The following is a 20,712-nucleotide window of genomic DNA, read 5'->3' on the forward strand; positions in this document are numbered from 1 at the left end:
TGTCTAACTTCGCTTCGAAATTTTGAATTTTTTGAAAGTAATTATAATTATGACAATTGCTGCAGCAATCCCAATTATTATTTCCGTTAATGTATAATAAATTTCATTAGACGATTCTTTTCTCTCTGGAGAGAACATTTTACTTATAGCATTATTATCAATATTTACCACAATTGTCTGTGATGCTTCATTTCCAGCCTTGTCTATTGCTAAAACCGTGATGTCATATTTTCCATTTTCTAATGTTCTTGTATCAAACGGTACAGAACTCTTATCCAATATTTTTTGGTGTGGTAGAATGACTGTGATTCCACCATGATCTAAAAGATTCTGTTCATTTATTTGAAGATCTATTGTGGATATGTTCGAGATGGTTGAACCATTTGTTAAAGATTTGAAAATAATTTCAGGTGCAGTATTATCAATAGTAAATAGAGCTTCCTTTGATATTGTGTGTCCAACTGTATCTGTTACAACTAATCTAATAGTATGTGTACCTTCAGTTAGTTGTTGAGATATGATCGAGAATATGGTTTCATTAAATTTTTGTGGCCCAATTCCATCAAGATAATATCTTATACTGTCAATATCCTCTCCTATTATTTTTGGTTTAATTTTGAATGTACTATTAATAAAATCAGGAATACCAAATTGTATTTTTGGACCATTTTCATCAGGTAGAATGGTAGAAAATTTTGCAGTTACTGTTAATGGTTCAGCTACAGATTGTCCCCCAAACAAAGTTGAGTGCATTAAAATGGAATATGTTCCAGTTTGATTAATTGGAGCATACAATATAGTTGATGTTGCATCTTTGTTTTTTATAGGATAAAATCCTCCACCTTCACTAAATGGAGAGCTAGTACCAAGCCAATCGCCAGTTGGCCAACCCTGAAATTGTCCTAATATTCCTGCTGGAACATTTGTTTGTACAATTCTTCCTTGAGGATCTACTACAAACACAGATAGATTTGTGTCCTTGTTTTCCCACGAGATATTTAATGAAGCTGCATTTATTGTTCTGTCTTGAACATCAAAATAATATTGTCTCCAATCACCCGCATTATACCTATTTGCCATGTCAAACGCACCACCAATGTATCCATTACCGTATAACACGTCACCATTTTGCGTACCTTGTATAACAGTAGGCAAATCTTTTGGTTGAAGTTTCTTTAAGACTCCAAAGGAAACTGGGACATTAACTTCATGTAAGCTATCTTTGAATGAAAGAAATCCTTGATGAACACCGGGCATAGAATCTGATGGTACGATAAGTGTTGCTACCACTTGAGTGGAACTGTACGGTGCAACTTGTATATCATCAGAGTTTACCCATATATCACTCCAGTTTTGTTTTTTGTAATAACTAGCAGTAATTGTATAATCCATTGAGGTAGAGTTTTTCTTTGTATCTCCCTGCCAGTAAGAAAATCTTGTTGGGACAGGATATACACCAACTAGTGGGATATGTTTGATTTTTAAATTGGGATCTGAGACTTGTAGTTGTTGAACTGTTCCCCATGACCCTCCTCTGTTTACCATGGAAAGTTCTGTATAGTCAGGTTTACCGTCTTTATTTTTGTCGTTCCAATCATATAGATAAAGAGATGAAATTTTGATATCGTCTGCATACATCTTAGATGACGCATTCAAAAAATCTGAAAATGGAAAGTTGAGATCAAGGATCATCAATGATGCATCATTTGGAATAGGTCTTGATTTCTTGAAGAAAGAAAGCAGATCAAAATGATCTTTTACATTTTCAAGAGGTATGTAATTTGGTCTATAGACTCCAGGTTTATTCAATAGAGAATCTTGTAGATTTACAGTAGTAGTATCATCGTATTGCGATTTCTTGATCAATTCAAGAACTTGTGGCGTTATTTTAATTTCAAGCGTTTTGTTTGTTGGGTTTTCAATAGTAAAGGTGGCAGATGTTCTATCACCAGGAAGTAATCTACCTCCAAACCATGAAGTTTGTGGAAAAGAATTATTGTTTAATTGGAATCTTTCTAATCCCATTGAAGATGAATTCAATGCTTTAATTGGAACGTCTACGATCTTTTTTATGTTAGAGTATGATGCATTGTTATATACAATAAACATGTCATCTTTTCCTTTAACAAAATTTACAGCATTTGTTACATTTACTAATCCTGATCCTTGTGTAAATGGATCATTTTTCAGATCAGTTGCGGTGGACATCAGAATATTTTCTATTTTAAATGTATCATATTGTTCGCCTTTCTGTTTTAGACTTTCCATCAATACAGCTGCTGAACCAGCAACAAGCGGAGCTGCCAAACTTGTTCCACCAAAAAGTACGAATGGATCAGTTGCATTTTTGTTATATTTTGTAACACTTGTTGGAGTAAAACTATATTCACCAATTCCCATCAAATCAGGCTTTGGATCACCTACTAAGCTAGGTCCTCTACTTGAGAAACCCGCAATTTCACCTGAGAAATAAGTGCTATTTCCAAATCTTGGTTGATTCTTAAATGAACTAGAACCAATGTATACATTGTTTGTTACAGCCCCTATTGTCAGGGCATATGGTGCAGCATCTGGAGTCCCCAAAGTTCCATATCCATGTCCTGCATTTCCTGCACTACTTACTACAAGTATACCGGGATAGTTTTTGTCAAGAGAACCTGGTACTTCAAGTGCACTTAACAATAACGACTGTATGTCAAGCCCTGGTACTGATTGTAAAATTGGAAAAGTAGAGATCCCCCAACTATTTGATAATATGTCAACTCTAGGTTTTCCGTCAAAGACCCAAGCATTTTTTTCTTGATTGAATCCAGCTGCCCACAGCCAACCATACACTGCATCACCAAACCACAATGCTTTGATTGGAACGATTTTTGCCCCAGGTGCTACACCTCTTAGAGAATATTTTGTAGTGTTACCGTAAATATCATACTTTTCAATTCCTTTTGACGCTATTGATGCAGCTGTAGAAGTTCCGTGACCTTGAAAATCATACATTACACCAAAGTAATTTCCTTTTGTATCGATTGGGGTCAATAGAGTCCCATTGGTTGCGCCAATTTTTTTATCAATTATTGATGATTTTCCTATCACCCCATAAACATCAAGTACTCGTGCACCAACAGTACCTGCACTATAATCTAATTTTCCATCATTGTTTGAATCATATACAAGAAATTCTTTTCCATTTCCCAAAGTAATTGGAGTCTCATCTGTGAAATCATAATCATACTGTGGAGCACTGCCTAGAGATAGATCAAAACGAGTAAAATCTTTCCAAGAATCAGACATGTCAGGTATTATGGTATCATACAAACCCGCTATTTTGGAATCAACCACAAGTACCGGAACTAGTTGTAAGCGTGAAGATTGACCCTGTAAAACATTTTCATAAATCACACCAAAGTGGTATATGCCACTTTTTGAAATTATGAAACTTTTACTATTTTTTCCAATTTTATAGTCGCTTGATGTAGTACCAGTAAGAACAGGACCACTACCACCTTTAGGATACATAGAGTTGAAAACTTGAATGTCAGTACCATTCCCATTTTTGTTTAAGTTCAAAAATACTCCCTTAGAATTCACATAAATATTAGAAGTGATGTTTTTTGGAATTGTTGTAGTGTAGTTTTTTATTATTCCTTTATCATTTATGTTTGCGATGAAAGTTGCATTTGTTAAAACTAGTCCCTGGCCGTCAGCGTCAATCATAACTGGAGCGTTATTTTTGTCACGTGCGACAGAATCTCGAACATCAGAGTTTGAAAAATCTGTTCCTGTATCTACGATTCCGATTGTTATTCCTTTTCCAGTATAGCCATATTTTTGATAAACATCTTCAGTACCAAGAATCTTTCCTATTCTAGATCCCTCTTGAACAATCACATTTGTATTAAATTGATTTAAAGAGTCAAACTCTAAAGGAAAATCTTCAATTACTGTATATCCTTTTAATTTAAGATTCAAGATATCGTTCTGAGAAAAAACTCCTACGGAAAAAAAACCATTGTTTGAGCTTGTGTCATAGATTAAGTTGTGTGCAATTGATCTTACATCTGAGATAGGACCAGAACCAAATACTACATATCTTTTTACAGGATTTTCATATGACTCTGGCAAGAACGTTATAATGCCAGATTTTTCTACAAATGCAACAGACGGGTTTGTACTGATAAGATCAGCATCATAAAAAGCAGAAGCAGGTTTTGCAGCTGTAGAAAAGAGTAATGTAAAAATTAAAAAAATTGTTAATTCCTGAATGACAAAAAAGCCTTTTTTTGTCATTATTGTTATCTTCGCCTAGCAAGAATTGTTATTTGCAATGCAATAATTATTGCTATCAATGCTACAACCGGAAGAAACAACGAATTAAATTGTCCTGACGCTGCCTCGAGATTGCTAACAGATATGGACATGGAACTTACACTTTGGTTTATGTGTTGGTTTGCTTGAGTTACTGATTGTTGACTACTGTTTAATACTTGACCAAAACTTCCAATTTCTGATTTTAGCTTATCTAGTTCTTGTGATGTAGAATCCAAGACAGAGTTTAGTTTTATTATTTGATTAGATATTCCCTCAATGTTCTGTTTGAGTACAACTGTAACTCCAGACCCTTGAGAGATACTTCCTTGATCAAAGGCAGTTATATGAAATACATAGGTTCCTTCCTCAGGCGGTGTATAATCAACATAGTAAATTCCCTGATGAAGTGTTTGGAATGAATCACCTAGGCTTACTACTGTACCATCAGGCAGATGCACATGCGAAGTACCCAGAAGTTTTGATGCAGAACCTGCAACCAAAAGTCCATCGTTTGTTACTTGGACAAATACTCTAATGGGTTGATTTACTGCCGCTGTTTGTGGTGCAAAGACTAGTGTGTCTAGAGTTCCTTGTATGACTGAGGCTGGCACAGATATGGTTGATGATGATTGAACAAATTTGACATCGATTTTTTGTGAGGTGCCTTTTTCTGCAGTTGCTATTGCTTCTACAGAATATGTACCGTATGCAAAATTTGTAGTGGCATTAGGCCATCGTATTAGAATGTGATCAAAACCACCGTTGTTATCTGCAGTAATTTGATCAAATTTTGCAATCGTACCATCAGGAGCAAAAAGTCTTATAATTAATGGTTCATTTGGCAGTGCTGTTCCATACACCAAAAGAGGTTGACCATCTGAATACACCTGCTTATCAGTGGACATTTGTAATGCAAAGGCTTGCACCATAGATAAATTGGTGATAAGTATCAAAAAGAAGAAAAGTATAGTTGCTGTTTTCAACCTATTCATGATCACTCCATCCCATAGATATTAGTTCTGTTAAATATGAACAATTCATTCATCTAAATTATAATCAATAAAAGATTTTATCTTTATTGCAAAACATCATTCTTTTAATCAATGTTATATCTATCAGAGCTCATTGAATTTATAGCAACCATAGAAAAGTTGAATTGTTCTTTTTTCATTATTGTAACAGATGCATTTCTAATGACTAATTCGTATAAAGATTCTGGTTTTAGCTGCAAAACTGTTGAGATCATTGCTTTGATTGGATCCATATGAGTTACAAGTAAAATATTTTCATTGTCATGTTTCTGAGAACAATAGTTAACCATATCAAGAATTCTTTTTTTCACACTAGAGAACGGTTCAACTCCATTTTGTTCTATTATAGGATTATCTTGATAAAATTTTAAAAAAATATTACCATGTTTAGCAAACATTTCTTCATATAACATTCCTGAGAAGCTTCCCATCTCAATCTCTGTTAATCGCGGATCTATTTCATACTGAAGATTTAGTTTATCAGAAACGATTGTTGCGGTATGTGTAGCACGTTCAATAGGACTAGAATAAATTGCAGAAATTTTGAGTGGTTGTAGAAAAGTTGCTATTTTTTCTGCCTGTTGTAATCCAAGTTCTGTTAATGGAATTCCTTCAGATCGTCCAGCAAGAACTCTTTCGACATTGTTTGTAGCTTGCGCATGGCGTAAAAAAATAATCAAGGACAATATTACAAACGATATTGAATAGAGATAATAATAACATTACCAGTGCATGATTTTATGAAGATTGGAATTATAGGCGGAACCGGGGGAATGGGAAAAGGTTTTGCTATCAGATGGTGCAAAAATCATGATATTTTAATTGGTTCAAGAGATGCTGTGAGAGCAACAGAGTCAGCTCTTGAATATTCTAAAAATGCTTCCGAACAATATGGAACATTTAATGGTATCATAACAGGAAAAGACAATCTTTCTGTTGCAAAAGAAAGTGATGTGTTGGTTTTATCAATTCCGTATGAGAATATTGATTCAATTTGTTCTCAATTGCTGCCATATGTAAAAGAGGGCTGTGTTGTCATATCACCTATTGTTCCATTGACAAAGACTGATGCAGGATTTGAATTTATTTCTTTTATAGAAAAAAAACCATCTGCATTTGAACTTGTACAAAAATATATGAAAAATAAATCAAAGCTTGTTGCCGCATTTCATACCATATCAGAAAAAAAATTGATAGATTCAAAACTAATCTTAGATTCTGACATTTTTGTATGTGGAGATGACCAAAATTCTATAAATACAGTAAATGAACTCATTAAAGAGATAAAGTCTCTAAGACCCATATTACTTGGTCCTGGTTCGCTTTCTTATCTTGCCGAAATAGCAACACCTATTCTTTTAAATGCCATGATTAAAAACAAGATGAGAAATCCTGGAATAAAGATAATTTAAGCAAGAATAATCAATCAATATTAGATTTGCGTTATAGACGTAACAGAAATTGGTTTACTGCAATGGGAGTTTTGTTTATAGTAATGGCCGGAATCATTCTTATTAGAAATTTGCTTATTTGGGGTCCAGAATTTGTTGCTGATTTTTTTACATCTCCTGAGATCACTAATGAAAAAATATCGGTAGGCATGATTGGGATTGGATGTTTTTTGATCTTTATGGGTACCAGGAAGGAAGTAAATGAAAACATATGACTTTTTAAAGTCTCAGAAAATTTTGAGGCTTGCTACAATTGACGGTAAAAATAATCCTCACATTGTTCCTGTATGGTATGAATTTAGAAATAAAAAATTCTATGTTGGAACTAACACAAGAACAAAAAAGGCAAAAAACATCAAAAAGAATCCAAAAGTAAGCTTTTGTGTTGATGTAGGAGTAAAATCGCCAGACATTTTTGGCGTTATGGGGATTGGTAAAGCCAAATTGATTTTAGAAAAAAATCAAGTGTCGCTTATTGCAAAGAGAATTTTGAAGCGATATTTTAAAAGTTTGAAAGTAAAATCCTCACAGGAATTATTAGACGATACGAATTGCATTATAGAGATATTACCAACAAAGACAACTGTTTGGAAATTTTAGGTCACAAATTCTTCTATTTTGTCAAGAGCTTTTTCCAACACATTAATTTCAGGCAAAAATACCATCCTAAAATGACCACTACCATATTTTGTACCAAATCCTGAACCGTGAACCGTAAGAACTCCTGTTGATTTTAAAAGTTCAAGGACAAATTCTTTATCTGATTTGTATTTATTGTTCTCTATTTTTGGAAAGGCATAGAAAGCTCCTTTAGGAATTGGACAGCTAAGTCCATTCATTCCGTTTATTCTTTTGATGACATAGTCTCTTCGTTTTTTTAGATCTGAAACAAATTTTGGAATATAATCTTGTGGACCTCGAAGTGATTCTAACGCAGCATATTGAACTGGTAGATTAGATGCAATTCTTACTCTAGCAAGTTTTGGAATGTTTTCACGAAGAATATCAAGTTTCTTGGAATCATTAAATGCTATATAACCAATTCTCCAACCAGACATTAGATGTACTTTGGAAAATCCATTTAACAATATTACAGGAGAATCACTACTAACCTTTCCAATACCCACAAACTTTTCATCAAAAACTATTTGATCGTATATTTCATCACAGATTATGTACAAATCATTCTTAATTGCGATATCAATCAAATCTTTAAGAGATTTTTCACTAAAAACCGCTCCGGTTGGATTGTTTGGGCTGATAAAGCATATTGCTACAGTTTTTGATGTAATCTTTGATTTTACATCGTCAAGATCCGGAGTAGAATTGTTAAGATCTACTCCAAACTCTACTGGAACTCCTCCAAACAATCTCACATACGAAGCATAAGGTGGATAATATGGGCCTGGTATCAAAACTTCATCTCCTGGTTCAACAATAGATGCCATTAGCATCTCTAATCCTTCTGAAACTCCGTTTGTTACAATAATGTCATCTTCAGTTGTCAAGAGACCTTTTCTTTTTTCTTTTTCAGCAATAGCTTGTCTTAGTTCTTGTATTCCTTCTGATGGAGCATAATAATTTTGATTGTTTTTAATTGCCTTGATTAAAGCGTCTTTAACATTTTCTGGTGGTTGAAATCCATATGCCACTGGATCTCCTATGTTAAGATATGTTATTTTCTGTCCTTGTTTTTCCAATATTTTTGCAGAAAGTGTAATATCTCGTATAGCATATTCAACACCAGCTACTCTTTGTGATATTTTCAATTATCTAGACAGATATTTAGCCCTGTTAAAGTCTTACTTGATCGGACCCGTTGCATAGCCCGGATAGTGCGGGTGGCTTCGGACCACCAGGTCGTGGGTTCGAATCCCACCGGGCCCTTTATAGAGTGAATTTTAAGACAGGAAAATAAATGTCAGATGTATGAGAAAGTTAACGCCTTTTAGAATTGGATTGTCATTGATGATTATTGGTTCAATTTGGATAACACTTGCATTTTCTATTGCAGAAAAAACATCACAAGATCTGAATATAGGTACAAAAGAAAGTGCCAGTGTTGATTTAGATTTAAAAAACAATGGACTTGGTTTTTATAAAATCACCATCCCAAATTATTCAAAAGAAACAATATTAGTAAAAGTATTAGATCCTCAGGGAAATACAATGGATCTTAAACGAATAGGAACAAAAATGTCTGTAAATTATTTTGAATTTAGTTATACTGGAAAATATACTCTTGAAATTACTAACCTTTCTGAAAACCCCATACAAATTGAAGCAGAGTTTGGAAATACAAAATCAACAGATTTTACATTTCCCTCGTTTATAGCATTCATTGGAGCATGCCTAATTGTATGGTCTGGCTACAAAAGATTGCAAAATTACAGTACTGCGCACCCTGAAGAAAATAAATCATAAATTGGTATACATAATACCACTGCAGTAAAAAGTAGAATCAAGTTAAAACCTATCCATGATGCAGATAAAAGCACGGTCATAATAGCAATAGGCAAAACTTTTCTCGTTTTTCTTTTGTCAATTTGACAAAGAGTAATAAAACTACCAAGCGCACTTAGGAAAAGACCTGTTTCAATTGTAAGATGAGATGGAGTTACTAAACCGTCTACTCCGTATATTTCATGTGAAATAGAATCAGCATAACCCCCCACAAGTTGTAAAATTGAACCTAATAGTATAATCTTTATTCCTTTAAACAGAATTTTATTTTCAGAATGTAGTAATAAAATAATCATACCCAAAACTGATGAACTAACAATCATTCCAACACCAGCATAAATTGTAACATGTTGAATTGTCCAGAATTTTTCAGGTGCTCGCAGGGCATGTGTTGACGCATCCCATATTCCACCCAACAGCTCTGTAACTGTACCACAAATAGCCAGAATTGAGATAATAAAGAGAAGGGTTTTAGTTTTTGAAAGAAATGAAGTAGAAATTAGATGAGATAGACGCATTTTGAAATAACTTTGTTTTATACGTAATATATAGAATTTTGTTTGTTAAAATTTAGCTTTTACTTTCTTGAGCTCGCACATATGCTATTGCCTTTTTCATTTCAAGTGCTCGCTCAAAAATTATCTTTCGCATTTCTTCTGTCTCTATAGATGTCATACCACGCTTTTGTGATTCAAAGAATAATTCTGCAAACCCTCCAGTCACATATCCTACAAAAATTCCAAATGCCACTTCGGTGTCATCTTTTGTAAGTGGCTTCAAATCAGATGCCATGTTTCGCATATTCTGTGGATTTACCATTAAATTATCTATTAAGGAAACAAGTGCTTCCTTTAGCGGTAAGGCTAGACTCATTTGTGATCATGATACCACGTGACACAAGAACCTTACAAGATCAGATCTTATGACAAATCTTAGATCTTTTTTGACTGACATAGTAACTATTATACCTCATATCATGAGAAGGTTATCTATGAATCCAGGAATAGGACTAATGAAAAGAAGACTCCCTACTGAAAAAGAAGCCATTCCTCTAGCAGTATCAGGAATTATAAAAAAATATAATGTTACCGAAGATCAAATCAAAACCTTGGAAACTAAGTATGACAACGAAAGTGGGGATTGGTACGTTGCTTTAGGATTTAATGAAAAAAGAGCTATTGTTAAAATGGATTCTGTTTTGGGAACAATAATAGAGATTAATGAAATTTAATCAGTTTTGTGAAAAATTTATTTTTTAAACTGAACATTTGAAACTTCTGGTTCTGGTATAATTACTAGTCCTCCATCTCTTAATTGTTGTACAAGTTGTGTAACTTCTTTTTCTACTTGTCCACGTTGAAGACCAGTTATTTTTGCAAATGCATCTACAAGTTCAGTTATTTTTCTTTGTCCATTACACAATTTCCAAAAGTCAATTATTGCCTGATTTACCATAAATCCTTGTTCATGATCATTCATCAAAACTAATGCTCCATCTTCTTGTTTTACTACAGAGCCAACACCTTGTGGCATTGCAGTTTCATAATCTATTGGAGTGATTCTTTTCTGTTTTCCATAATTGATTAGTTTCTTGCCTTCCTCGGACATTTTTTCTGGTGTCCATGCAGGTTCCCATACTATTTCTACATTAACTCCATTAACACCAGGAACTTTGTTAACATACCTTTTTACATCACTAACAAGTGTTTCATGTAAAGGACAACCACGTGTTGTCATGGTCATTTTGACATCTACTTTATTGTCATCATTTACTTTGACTCCATAAATAAGACCCATATCCACAATATTAATTGGGATTTCAGGATCCATGCATTGTTTTAATGAATCTAATACTTGTTGTGATGTTACTTGTGCCATGAACAATTTCTTCAATCCATGAAAATAAATACCTTACATCTTTGATTTGAACAATTTTTTTATAGATTCTTCAAAAGGTGATTTGGCAACTCCTGCTTCTGTAATTATACCTGTTATGAGTTCTGGCGGAGTCATATCAAAGGCAGGATTTATCACATTAATGTCATCTGGAGCAGTTTTTTTGCCCGCAATTCCAGTAACTTCGCTTGCTTTTCGTTGTTCTATAATAACATCCTGAGGATTGCTTTGTAGATCAAAGGTAGAAAGTGGGGCTGCTACATAAAATGGTATTTTGTGCTGTTTGGCCATTGTCGCCACTTGATATGTACCAATTTTGTTATAGACATGACCGGTTCGTAGAATCCTGTCTGCTCCTACTATCACTTTAGTCACTAATCCTTTTGACATGGCATATCCTACTGCAGTGTCAGGAATGAGACTAACGTCAATATCATCATGTTTTAGCTCAAATGCGGTAAGCCTAGAACCCTGCATTACTGGTCTTGTCTCTGTTGCTATAACTTTGATCTTCTTACCACTTTCTTTTGTTGCACGAATAACTCCCAATGCTGTACCGTATCCAACTGTAGCTAATGCTCCTGCATTACAATGAGTCATGATAATATCATTGTTATCAAATAATTTGGCACCATGTTTTCCCATTATCATATTAGTTTGTATATCATCTTCTGCCATTTTTTTTGCAGTTTGAATTATTAATTCTTTAATATTAGAAACATCTTTGCCGTTTTTTGCAACATTCATTATTTTGTTTAGTCCCCATACTAGATTAACAGCAGTAGGTCTTGTTTCAAAGAGAATTTTTTTCGCCTTTTCTAGATCTGTTAATATTTTTTCTTTTGTTTTTGCTTTACTTTGTAATGCTGCTAAAGCTAGACCAAATGCGCCAGATACCCCAATAGCGGGAGCACCTCTTATCACAAGGGTTCTGATTGCGTTTGCTACATCTTTGTAATCAGTGTATTTTACATAAACAAGCTTGTTTGGAAGCTTGGTTTGATCTATCATAACGACGGTATTGTTTTTCCACTCTATGGTTTTGAGACTAGAATGAATTTTTGTTGTGAGTTTTGCCAATTTTGATATATTTAACTAAAATCCCATATTTATAATGAAAGCAATTTCAAAAATAATACCTTGTAATTATTAAATAAGATTAAGTATTATATTGTAATCATTCTTAACATCAATAGTTGCTTAATCTCACTACTTTAAACAGATACGACCCACAAGGCATGCATAAGATCTATGACAGATGGCCAGAGATTGCTAAAGAGGCATATGCTTCTAAACAGGATCCAGTTGATTTTAACAATATTGAACACATAGTATTTGTAGGAATGGGTGGATCAGGAGCACTTGCGGATATTTTTTCTTCCATACTTTCTAAGACAAAGGTTCATGTTGACATAGTAAAGGGATACCATTTACCTAGTACTGTAGATTCAAACAGTCTAGTTGTTGCCTCCAGCATATCAGGTAATACAGTTGAAACACTTTCCGTTTTAGATTCTGCATACAAATCAAGATGTAATATAATTGCCTTTTCTGGAGGCGGAAAAATGAAAGAATATTGCGTTAGAAATAAAATAGAGCATAGAATAATTCCACAAATTCATTCACCTCGAGCCTCCTTTACAGGATTTTTATATGTCATCTTGAAAATTTTAAGCCCAATAATTCAAGTAAAAAAAGAAGATGTTCTAGATTCAATTAAAGAATTAGAAAAATTAAGAAATCAAATCTCCTCACAGAGTTTAAATAAAAAAAATCCATCATTAAGTCTGGCTGAGTGGGTGTCTGGTATGCCCATGATATATTATCCATTTGGTCTACAAGCAGCAGCAATAAGATTCAAAAACTCGCTTCAAGAAAACACGAAAATTCATGCAATGGCAGAAGATGTATTAGAAGCTAGCCACAATGGAATTGTTGCCTGGGAAAAAAAATCTATTGTACAACCAATCCTGCTTGAAGGTGAAGATGATTATATCAAAACTAAGGAGAGATGGAAAATACTCAAAGAGTATTTTGAAATGAACCAAATTGATTACCAAGAAATCTTTTCTGTAGAGGGGAGCATTTTATCAAAAATAATTAATCTAATTTATCTTCTTGATTATTCCACAATATATCGTGCCGTTTTATCGGGAGTTGATCCTTCTCCTATAAAATCAATTGAGTTTATTAAAAATAGACTTTCTTTTTGATAGTTGTGAGAGAAAATTAAAATTATTTTATCATTGATTATTCTTGTTTTTTCAATATTTTAGCATAATCTGAATTTATTTCTTTGATAAGATTCAATGCATCGTATTTTATCAAATCCAAATTTGGTATGACGCAATGGCCACCAATGAATCCAGGAAACATTTTTGGCCTATTTCCTAAAAATTTATGAATTTCCTCTGCAAAAGACCACATTTCATCATAATCTATTTTATTTTCAATTGCAATCATGTTACTGAGTTGTGCATAATTTATCAGCCAACCATAGTAAGATGTATCACAGACTATCTTAGCAAGCTCTAGTGTGAGTGGAGTTGACATTCGTTTTGCCTTAACCCCACATTGTTTCATCAATCTAGAATATGAAATCGATGCCCAATTTTTTCTAGGAGCATTAGGCTCAACCGCATAAAATTTTACATATCTCTTTAAATCATAAAGCATTCTTTTGTGAACACCTCTTGTTGCACTGTAAATAATTGGGATAGATAGATTATCTTGTAATTTTTTTGTAGTATTAGGACTCACTGTGCTATGAATTACAATTCCTTCTGGAGTAAATTCATGAAAAAGCGAAATCACATTAGAAATGAATTTTTTTGTAAATGGGATACAAATGTGTAAAAAGGAAGTTGGCAGATCTACATATTTGTTAAATTTTTTTTGATCCATTAATTTTGGATCAATGTCATATCCCACAGCAGTCGTTGTTTGTGAGATAAGCTTTAAGATCGGGCTACCTATTTCTCCCAAACCTGCAACAACATTTTTTTTAATCAAACTAAGATGTATTGCATAGACTCCTAAATTAACCAATGGCTTTAATTAATTATTAAATTGTGTATCTATTGTAAGAATATTATTTACGGTTTTGGGCATGTACGTGAAAATAATATTCTTATGAATAATTGTATTCTTGATAGTTCCAAATATTAGAACGGTTAATTATTTGACGGCAGATTTAATTGAAGTTTTAATTCTTGTTTTGCCATACAGATATCACAGTATTTAGCCCATTTTTCACTATGATTCCATTGCTCCAATCCAGTTTGCTCGTATCTTTGGTGAGCCATTTGTAACATTCGTCTTGTATCATGTTTATACATGAATTGCTTCAATGCAAACAATTCTGGGATTGTAAAATATTGGCTCACTGTGGCTGTATACTGTGTAGCATCTCCGCAATCTTGCATAAATTTATCCAGTGCCTGTAATTTCCATTTTGCAATTGTTTCTTTATCCACATTAGAATTGTCTTTTGCCATCTTTAGCCTATCATCATATTGTTGTAGTAAGAATTCTTTGTTGTCATAGTATATCGGACTACCAACATATGGAGTACATATGAATGGATTAATTTCTATATTATTTCGCATCCAAAACGTTACTGTTTCCATTAAATCGTTAATGTTTTCATGTGGATTTCCGATCATAAAAGTCGTAATGGGACGGAGTCCTACACTTTTCACAGTGTCGATTGTTTTTTGTAAATGTGTTTGCGTTTGGCCCTTTCCTATGTCTTGACTCAGGACTTTGTCCGAAGCAGATTCGAATCCAAACGAAATAAAAGCACATCCAGCATCTTTCATGGTCTTCACAATAGTGGGCTGTACAGCAACACTAGGTGCATCACCTAATGTTCCCCATTTGACTACTTCATTCAATCCCTCTTCTACGTACAGTTTGCAGAATTCCTTTGTCCATTTTAAATTGCTAGTCATATTCTCATCAACACAAAATACAAAATCTACACCATATTTTTCTCGCAAAAACTTTATGTTCTCAACCGCATATCTTACTGTAGGCCATCTAGCAGGTAGTTGAAATGTGTCATTGTCTTTGTCAACTTGCCTTACGATTTCTTCTCCCTTCTTTCTATCACCTGCTCCATAAATATTCTGTATATCAATACGTGACATTCCATTATGAGAGCAGAATGTACATCCCCTAGGGCAGCCTCTTTCCCAAACTACATTTACTCTCTTTTTAGAATTAAATGATTCTACTGACATCGGAAGAGATGAATATCTAAAATAAATATCCATTTCTAAGAGATGGTAAGCAGGATATGGAATTGTATCTAGATTAGAAATTAATGCTCGCGGTTGTGTAAACTTGATTTTTCCATTATTGTTTAAGCATAATCCTTTAACATTTTCGAAATTTCGAGTACCATGATTTATTTCATCATAAACTTCTGCAAAGGTTTCCTCCCCTTCTCCTACACATATCATATCAATATCTGGGACAAGTTGTAAAATTTCATCTGGATTATAAGTTGCCCAACCACCACCACTTATCAAAGTACAATCAGGACATGACTTTCGTATTATAGGTACTAATTGTTTGATACGGCGATATGCTGTAGTAAGACCACCTATTCCTATAAGATCCCATTTTGCAAGACCTATTTCCTCCTCAATTATTTTTGTAGGTACTAGTCTACCATCATAATTCATTCTAAGTGCGTTTAAATCTAGAATTCCAACTTGAGCGCCTTTTTGTTCTGCAATTGCACCTAATATGCCAGCCCAAAACGGAATATCAAAAGGTTTGTCATCTAATCTCACTTCTGGTACTATTAATAGAACTTTCACACACAAACAGTTGCTAATTTCTTATTTAAACGAATCTGAGTAAATCATCTACAATTACAATCATTTTTTGTACATATTGAGAAACTTGATCAAAGTTGTACATTTTATTCTCTCACCAAAGATTGATCCTCCTTCAGTAGCGTTAATAGTGTTAACCCATGACGGTGAACGCAAGATGAATTCTTTTAATGCTTTACTATAATATTGAAATATAGGATCTAAGATGCAAGTACAATCAAATTCTGGATTGTAAATTTTTGGAAATAATTGTTGAAATGCAGAACTGTTTTTATTCATTTGTACTAAAGGATGTGTATAACCATGTGTCATTATCAATTCCAGAGGATCGTCTTCATTCCATCCATGATTTATTCCAATGAGTGCAACTGTAGAACATTTTAAAATTTGCCAACTTACAAACCAAGATGAGGTTCCCACGTTTCCCCCAGTTTGTATTGCAGGCAAGCCATTAGGATGATTTTTTGCTCTTACCATTAATGCAGATATTTGATTAAATGATTTTTTGCCCTCGTCATAATCAAACAATGGGTGAAGCCAATGTATCTTTATTCCTGCTTGTCTTGCACGTTCAACAGTAGATGGTTTGATAACAGTTGAAAAAATTCCTTTTATTTTTGAGCCATATTTGTCTACTATTTTATCATCATAGTATTTTCTAATTTCATTTCGTGAGTCTATTGTAACAACATAAAAATTTGTAAACTTTTCAGGTGTAACTCCTGCATTTAAGGCAGTTATCAGTGCTCCATCACAGCAAACTATAGATCCCTGATAATCGCTATTCGCAAGCAATTCCAGATGATTGTATTTTTTTATTGAAGGACCGCGTCCTATTACTATAGCAGAATGTTCTTCTTTTTTGTAATTTGGATCTTTGGTAGGACCCAGTTCTTTTACAGATGATTCGTTCCAGATGTTATTCAGATTTATAGAGAAATTTTTTACCCAATCGTCATAAAATTTATCATAGTAAACTTCCTCCCATTTTTTTTCTATTTCATCTTGTGTAGACTTTATAGAACTGGTAAAAAAATGATTGAACCATTCATCCCATCCTTTCTCACCAAAACCTGCCTTTTTCTTTAGAGACAATATCTTTTCTAGCGTACTTTCATTAATTGAAAATTCAACATCATCTGACATTTCTACACTAATTGATTTTAAATGATTTTAAATGGTTATTGGATTTAGAGTTCCTCTAATCCAAGTTCGTTTTCTTTTTTAGTAGAACGAAAAATCATAAATGAACCAGATGCACCAGTTTTACTCATAAATTCTTCAAATTCTGATTCAGTAAAATCTTTTTTAGGATCATCATTATTTTGCACATCTTTTTTGATTTCATTATTTTTTTTAATATTAAAATTTGCCTTCATCTATAATAGATTGTCTTTATATGGAATATTAAGTTTTAGTAGATGATTATAATATGAATATTTTTCATGATAAAATTTGTATGCTGAATATGATATAAAATGAAATAGTTTGTAATTAGCAATATAAGATCATTCTAGTTAGTTTTTTTATTTCCTATTTGAATTTCGAGACATTGTGGACATATACAGTCTCCAGTATCTTTGTAATCCATTACAATTGGAGGTAGTTCATGACACCAACATGAGGAATTTGTCTTGCATGGAAATTTTTCTTTACATGATGGACAAATCTTAATTTTCATAATTATATTATTAGTTATTTGAATATTTTAGTATGGCTATTCTTTATCTCAAGTAATGTTTACTCCTTTAAAATCAAATAATTTCTATAATACTTTTCGATAAAATGACAAACTATATCTTATATAATAAAAAGTGGATATTAATTAAAATGAGTAGTAAATCTTGTGCCATATGCAAATATTCAAAATTTGATCAGATTTCTTCGCATGTAAGAGATTCAATAAAACACAAGATTTTAAAATGTAGAAAATGCAGCCATGTTCAACTATATCCAGTACCATCACCAAGTGAAGATAAAGAATTTTACGATAAAGACATGCAAAATAAAAATATCAAATTTTATGGGAATATAGAAGATCACAGAAGAAAAAGCATAGATGATACGATCAGACGCGTTAATTTTATCAGAAGATTTACTCCAAAAAATGGAAAAATTTTGGAAGTTGGTTCTGGTCATGGGTTTTTTGTTGAATTGATGCGTAAAAAAAAATACAATATCACTGGAATTGAAATTTCGATAGAAAAAAGAATGATGTCTAAAAAGGTAACAAGAGCAAAAATTTTAGATATAGACATAAACATGCAATCTCCTGATATTGGAAATTTCGATACCATTGTGATGTTTCATGTTTTAGAGCATATTGCAGATCCAATTAGTTTCTTAAAAAATGTAAAAAAATTGCTTAAACCAAAAGGGAAGTTGATAGTAGAAGTACCAAATTACGATGATTTTCAGCTCGAACTAAATAAATCATATAGAGAGTTTTATTGGCAAAGAGCACATCTTCATTATTTTACTCCAAAAAACTTGAGGTGTGTTTTTTCTTTTGCTGGGTTTAAAGCCAAAATTTCTGGAGTACAACGATATAGTATAGAAAATATGATTAGCTGGAAATTAACAAATAAACCACAACTAAATGAACCTACATACAGTCTTCCTGAACCGTATGAATGGATAGAAAAATCATATAAACAAAACTTGGAAAAAAATTTGAAATGTGATACGATTATGTCTGTTGGCACAGTATAGAAAAAATCAATTTGAAAGATGATAAACATTCTAAAATAGAAATTGATCTGAAAATAAACTCGTATTATGATTTATTGTTTTTAAAATAATTCAATGTTTTACTCATTACTTCCATCTGAATTGCTCGCTCTTCTTCATTTTTCTGATTTGTTGTAAACAACATCAATTCTTTTTGAAGTGTTTCTGCTACTGGAACGTCACCATAACCAATTTTGTTATCTCTAAAACATGGTTCATTTTTGACTAATTGATGTGCTGCGTAAATTCCATCTCCTCCAAATTTCATATACTTTTTCCTAAAATCATGCCATTTTATTCCATAGTTTTGACCCATAAATCGTGCTGCAAATGTCCAATAGGTATTAATGAATCCTGATTGCACTTTTTGTGGTAATAACAATTCAGAATCTTTTATAATAGACAAATATCCTTCTGCCATTTTCATTCTCAGGTTAACAAATTCATCTATTCTTTCGCATTGTGCAAGACCAATTGCAGCACATAATTCTGGCATTCTGTAATTATAAGCCATCATGTTATGGCGTTCATAATTAGGATCTTGGAATTTGCTTCGATCTATTCTTACTTTACCTGTGGAGGCACCAATATTCTTGAATCCAACCCCGCCAAACTGCCTCATTTTTGTAGCTAAATCTTCGTCATCGGTAGTAACTATCCCACCATCACCTGTTGAAAGATGTTTTGAATTTTCAAAACTCCAACTTCCAACATGCCCAATTGTACCAGATTTTCTTCCTTTATCATCTCTTGCCAAAAGACATTCTGCACAATCTTCAATCACGAATAACCTGTGCTTATTTGATAAATCCATAATCTTGTTCATATCGCACATATTTCCATACATATGAACTGGCATAATCGCCTTTGTTTTTTTAGTAATTTTTCTTTTTACATCTTCAGGATCCATCAAAAAAGTGTCACGTAAAACATCTGCATATACTGGTGTTGCGCCACATTGCCACACAGAAAAACCACACATTGCAACAGTAAGTGCTGGAATAATGACTTCGTCACCTGGACCAACCCCAAATGCATTCAAAGCCATATGAAGAGTGGAGGTTCCAGAGTTTGCAGTAATGGCAAATTTTTTATTGTGTATTTCAGCGAATTTTCTTTCTAGCCTCTCATTCATGGAACCTGATTCAGAAGCCCCAAAACCATTTTTTAGAACTTCATCCACGTATTTTCTTTCGTTACCATTAAATTTCCAACCTTTATCTTTGATCATTTTACACTCTCATTAAATTTTGCTTGATTTTTAAGGAAATCTTGTTGTCGATGAAAGTTTATTTCTGAAATAGATTTATTTTTTTCCAAGTAATCAATTATACCTTTACCGCTTTCTAGAATATCTACATTTTCATATAATTTTCTAAAAAATGCCAGATCTTCTTCATAATCTAATGTAAGTCGGATATTTTTATTACATTCATAATCTTTCAACTCAATTTCAGAAATTGGTAGATTGGCTTTTTCAATATATTTTATAATAACATCAGTATTAATCTCATCATTTGGTGCAACATTATACAGTTTAATAATCGCATTACGACTCATCGCATAGGTAAAAAAACCAGTAACGATGTTTTCTGGATTACCAACAATATCTAATTTATTGGATTTTAGTTTTAACATTGCACGTAAACCAATATCATAATTACTTGACAAATCATCTCCATCAAGTAAAAGAGCATACTCTACACTAAATTTGCTAAAACAGTCATACCATCGTTTTAGTTTATTTAGTAAAGAACCTCTGAAAATTTGTACATTGTGTTGTTTAGCAACCTCCTCAAAAATATCATCACTTACAGCAGTTGAAGTTGCGATTATTACAGGAAAATCTGTTTTTTTTGCTCTTTCAATAACAATATCAATAGAACGCAAATCTCTTTTGATTTTCATAATTGCTTTATTAGGAAGTCGTGAGGAGGAATTACGCACTGTTACAATTGCCGCATCTTTTATGACCATCATAGCATC

The 20,712-nt window shown here is 33.0% G+C and carries 22 protein-coding genes and 1 tRNA gene; 7 read left to right on the forward strand and 16 right to left on the reverse strand.

Translation table 11 applies throughout. The features are described 5' to 3' along the window. Window positions 1–3: 3 nt before the first annotated feature. The 3 genes from VEU72_02945 to VEU72_02955 form a co-directional block, all read right to left on the reverse strand. Window positions 4–4,287, reverse strand: coding sequence for a S8 family serine peptidase (locus VEU72_02945; GenBank protein ID HYL66090.1), 4,284 nt, complete (start codon window positions 4,285–4,287; stop codon window positions 4–6). 5 nt (window positions 4,288–4,292) lie between these two features. Beyond that, window positions 4,293–5,300, reverse strand: coding sequence for a methyl-accepting chemotaxis protein (locus VEU72_02950; protein ID HYL66091.1), 1,008 nt, complete (start codon window positions 5,298–5,300; stop codon window positions 4,293–4,295). Between the two features lie 104 nt (window positions 5,301–5,404). Next, the gene (locus tag VEU72_02955) at window positions 5,405–6,025 is read right to left on the reverse strand and encodes a histidine phosphatase family protein (protein ID HYL66092.1); all 621 of its coding nucleotides are present in this window, start codon (window positions 6,023–6,025) and stop codon (window positions 5,405–5,407) included. Window positions 6,026–6,079: 54 nt separating this feature from the next. On the opposite strand from VEU72_02955, the gene npdG reads away from it, so the two are divergent. Beyond that, window positions 6,080–6,751 carry an NADPH-dependent F420 reductase gene (gene npdG, locus VEU72_02960; protein ID HYL66093.1) on the forward strand — a complete coding sequence of 224 codons (672 nt, stop codon included), beginning with the start codon at window positions 6,080–6,082 and terminating at the stop codon, window positions 6,749–6,751. A gap of 31 nt (window positions 6,752–6,782) precedes the next feature. Here npdG and VEU72_02965 read toward each other — a convergent pair whose 3' ends face one another. Then, a complete protein-coding gene (locus VEU72_02965; GenBank protein ID HYL66094.1) occupies window positions 6,783–7,001 on the reverse strand; it encodes a hypothetical protein in 219 nt (72 codons plus the stop codon). Here VEU72_02965 and VEU72_02970 point away from each other — a divergent pair. Continuing rightward, the gene (locus VEU72_02970) at window positions 6,992–7,390 is read left to right on the forward strand and encodes a pyridoxamine 5'-phosphate oxidase family protein (GenBank protein HYL66095.1); all 399 of its coding nucleotides are present in this window, start codon (window positions 6,992–6,994) and stop codon (window positions 7,388–7,390) included. The genes VEU72_02965 and VEU72_02970 overlap by 10 nt on opposite strands. Here the strand turns inward: VEU72_02970 and VEU72_02975 are convergent. Beyond that, window positions 7,387–8,559 (reverse strand): aminotransferase class I/II-fold pyridoxal phosphate-dependent enzyme, encoded by a 1,173-nt coding sequence (locus VEU72_02975; protein ID HYL66096.1) that lies wholly within the window; start codon window positions 8,557–8,559, stop codon window positions 7,387–7,389. The genes VEU72_02970 and VEU72_02975 overlap by 4 nt on opposite strands. A gap of 43 nt (window positions 8,560–8,602) precedes the next feature. On the opposite strand from VEU72_02975, the gene VEU72_02980 reads away from it, so the two are divergent. Together VEU72_02980 and VEU72_02985 are read left to right on the forward strand one after the other, a co-directional pair. Then, window positions 8,603–8,677 (forward strand) — tRNA-Arg (locus VEU72_02980). Window positions 8,678–8,719: 42 nt separating this feature from the next. Further along, entirely contained in the window at window positions 8,720–9,214 is a 495-nt protein-coding gene (locus tag VEU72_02985; protein ID HYL66097.1) for a hypothetical protein, read from the forward strand. Here VEU72_02985 and VEU72_02990 read toward each other — a convergent pair. Together VEU72_02990 and VEU72_02995 are read right to left on the reverse strand one after the other, a co-directional pair. Then, the gene (locus VEU72_02990; GenBank protein HYL66098.1) at window positions 9,178–9,771 is read right to left on the reverse strand and encodes a hypothetical protein; all 594 of its coding nucleotides are present in this window, start codon (window positions 9,769–9,771) and stop codon (window positions 9,178–9,180) included. The genes VEU72_02985 and VEU72_02990 overlap by 37 nt on opposite strands. 52 nt (window positions 9,772–9,823) lie before the next feature. Then, window positions 9,824–10,126 (reverse strand): hypothetical protein, encoded by a 303-nt coding sequence (locus VEU72_02995; protein ID HYL66099.1) that lies wholly within the window; start codon window positions 10,124–10,126, stop codon window positions 9,824–9,826. Between the two features lie 118 nt (window positions 10,127–10,244). On the opposite strand from VEU72_02995, the gene VEU72_03000 reads away from it, so the two are divergent. Continuing rightward, window positions 10,245–10,484, forward strand: a complete 240-nt coding sequence (locus VEU72_03000; protein HYL66100.1) for a hypothetical protein — start codon at window positions 10,245–10,247, stop codon at window positions 10,482–10,484. A gap of 17 nt (window positions 10,485–10,501) precedes the next feature. Here VEU72_03000 and VEU72_03005 read toward each other — a convergent pair whose 3' ends face one another. Both VEU72_03005 and mtnA read right to left on the reverse strand, forming a co-directional pair. Beyond that, window positions 10,502–11,131: a PqqD family peptide modification chaperone gene (locus VEU72_03005; GenBank protein ID HYL66101.1), complete on the reverse strand. Its 630-nt coding sequence runs from the start codon at window positions 11,129–11,131 to the stop codon at window positions 10,502–10,504. A gap of 33 nt (window positions 11,132–11,164) precedes the next feature. Continuing rightward, on the reverse strand, window positions 11,165–12,229 hold the full coding sequence (mtnA, locus tag VEU72_03010; GenBank protein ID HYL66102.1) for an S-methyl-5-thioribose-1-phosphate isomerase: 1,065 nt from the start codon (window positions 12,227–12,229) through the stop codon (window positions 11,165–11,167). Window positions 12,230–12,345: 116 nt separating this feature from the next. On the opposite strand from mtnA, the gene VEU72_03015 reads away from it, so the two are divergent. Further along, complete coding sequence (locus tag VEU72_03015; protein ID HYL66103.1) at window positions 12,346–13,362, forward strand: SIS domain-containing protein; 1,017 nt, start codon at window positions 12,346–12,348, stop codon at window positions 13,360–13,362. A gap of 37 nt (window positions 13,363–13,399) precedes the next feature. Here VEU72_03015 and VEU72_03020 read toward each other — a convergent pair whose 3' ends face one another. From VEU72_03020 to VEU72_03040, 5 genes are all read right to left on the reverse strand, one after another. Beyond that, on the reverse strand, window positions 13,400–14,161 hold the full coding sequence (locus VEU72_03020) for a GDP-mannose dehydrogenase (protein ID HYL66104.1): 762 nt from the start codon (window positions 14,159–14,161) through the stop codon (window positions 13,400–13,402). Between the two features lie 161 nt (window positions 14,162–14,322). After that, window positions 14,323–15,978 carry a radical SAM protein gene (locus tag VEU72_03025; protein ID HYL66105.1) on the reverse strand — a complete coding sequence of 552 codons (1,656 nt, stop codon included), beginning with the start codon at window positions 15,976–15,978 and terminating at the stop codon, window positions 14,323–14,325. A 60-nt stretch (window positions 15,979–16,038) separates the two neighbouring features. Further along, entirely contained in the window at window positions 16,039–17,142 is a 1,104-nt protein-coding gene (locus VEU72_03030; GenBank protein HYL66106.1) for a 6-hydroxymethylpterin diphosphokinase MptE-like protein, read from the reverse strand. A gap of 44 nt (window positions 17,143–17,186) precedes the next feature. Then, window positions 17,187–17,375: a hypothetical protein gene (locus VEU72_03035; protein ID HYL66107.1), complete on the reverse strand. Its 189-nt coding sequence runs from the start codon at window positions 17,373–17,375 to the stop codon at window positions 17,187–17,189. A 134-nt stretch (window positions 17,376–17,509) separates the two neighbouring features. After that, the gene (locus VEU72_03040; GenBank protein HYL66108.1) at window positions 17,510–17,677 is read right to left on the reverse strand and encodes a hypothetical protein; all 168 of its coding nucleotides are present in this window, start codon (window positions 17,675–17,677) and stop codon (window positions 17,510–17,512) included. A 149-nt stretch (window positions 17,678–17,826) separates the two neighbouring features. Between VEU72_03040 and VEU72_03045 the strand changes: the two genes are divergently transcribed. Further along, window positions 17,827–18,708, forward strand: a complete 882-nt coding sequence (locus tag VEU72_03045) for a class I SAM-dependent methyltransferase (GenBank protein ID HYL66109.1) — start codon at window positions 17,827–17,829, stop codon at window positions 18,706–18,708. 64 nt (window positions 18,709–18,772) lie between these two features. Here the strand turns inward: VEU72_03045 and VEU72_03050 are convergent, their stop codons facing one another. Beyond that, window positions 18,773–19,957: a DegT/DnrJ/EryC1/StrS family aminotransferase gene (locus tag VEU72_03050; GenBank protein HYL66110.1), complete on the reverse strand. Its 1,185-nt coding sequence runs from the start codon at window positions 19,955–19,957 to the stop codon at window positions 18,773–18,775. Next, the gene (locus tag VEU72_03055; GenBank protein ID HYL66111.1) at window positions 19,954–20,703 is read right to left on the reverse strand and encodes an acylneuraminate cytidylyltransferase; all 750 of its coding nucleotides are present in this window, start codon (window positions 20,701–20,703) and stop codon (window positions 19,954–19,956) included. Before VEU72_03055 ends, VEU72_03050 begins: the two co-directional genes overlap by 4 nt. Window positions 20,704–20,712 lie beyond the last annotated feature (9 nt).

Source organism: Nitrosopumilaceae archaeon (genome assembly GCA_035631875.1).
Lineage (GTDB): Archaea > Thermoproteota > Nitrososphaeria > Nitrososphaerales > Nitrosopumilaceae > TA-20.

Coding starts and splice junctions, on each gene's coding strand:
- VEU72_02945 (HYL66090.1), bottom strand. CDS start 4,287: ATGACAAAAAAAGGCTTTTTTGTCATTCAGGAATTAACAATTTTTTTA.
- VEU72_02950 (HYL66091.1), bottom strand. CDS start 5,300: ATGAATAGGTTGAAAACAGCAACTATACTTTTCTTCTTTTTGATACTT.
- npdG (HYL66093.1), top strand. CDS start 6,080: ATGAAGATTGGAATTATAGGCGGAACCGGGGGAATGGGAAAAGGTTTT.
- VEU72_02970 (HYL66095.1), top strand. CDS start 6,992: ATGAAAACATATGACTTTTTAAAGTCTCAGAAAATTTTGAGGCTTGCT.
- VEU72_02965 (HYL66094.1), bottom strand. CDS start 7,001: ATGTTTTCATTTACTTCCTTCCTGGTACCCATAAAGATCAAAAAACAT.
- VEU72_02985 (HYL66097.1), top strand. CDS start 8,720: ATGAGAAAGTTAACGCCTTTTAGAATTGGATTGTCATTGATGATTATT.
- VEU72_02990 (HYL66098.1), bottom strand. CDS start 9,771: ATGCGTCTATCTCATCTAATTTCTACTTCATTTCTTTCAAAAACTAAA.
- VEU72_02995 (HYL66099.1), bottom strand. CDS start 10,126: ATGAGTCTAGCCTTACCGCTAAAGGAAGCACTTGTTTCCTTAATAGAT.
- VEU72_03000 (HYL66100.1), top strand. CDS start 10,245: ATGAATCCAGGAATAGGACTAATGAAAAGAAGACTCCCTACTGAAAAA.
- VEU72_03005 (HYL66101.1), bottom strand. CDS start 11,131: ATGGCACAAGTAACATCACAACAAGTATTAGATTCATTAAAACAATGC.
- VEU72_03030 (HYL66106.1), bottom strand. CDS start 17,142: ATGTCAGATGATGTTGAATTTTCAATTAATGAAAGTACGCTAGAAAAG.
- VEU72_03035 (HYL66107.1), bottom strand. CDS start 17,375: ATGAAGGCAAATTTTAATATTAAAAAAAATAATGAAATCAAAAAAGAT.
- VEU72_03040 (HYL66108.1), bottom strand. CDS start 17,677: ATGAAAATTAAGATTTGTCCATCATGTAAAGAAAAATTTCCATGCAAG.
- VEU72_03045 (HYL66109.1), top strand. CDS start 17,827: ATGAGTAGTAAATCTTGTGCCATATGCAAATATTCAAAATTTGATCAG.
- VEU72_03050 (HYL66110.1), bottom strand. CDS start 19,957: ATGATCAAAGATAAAGGTTGGAAATTTAATGGTAACGAAAGAAAATAC.
- VEU72_03055 (HYL66111.1), bottom strand. CDS start 20,703: ATGGTCATAAAAGATGCGGCAATTGTAACAGTGCGTAATTCCTCCTCA.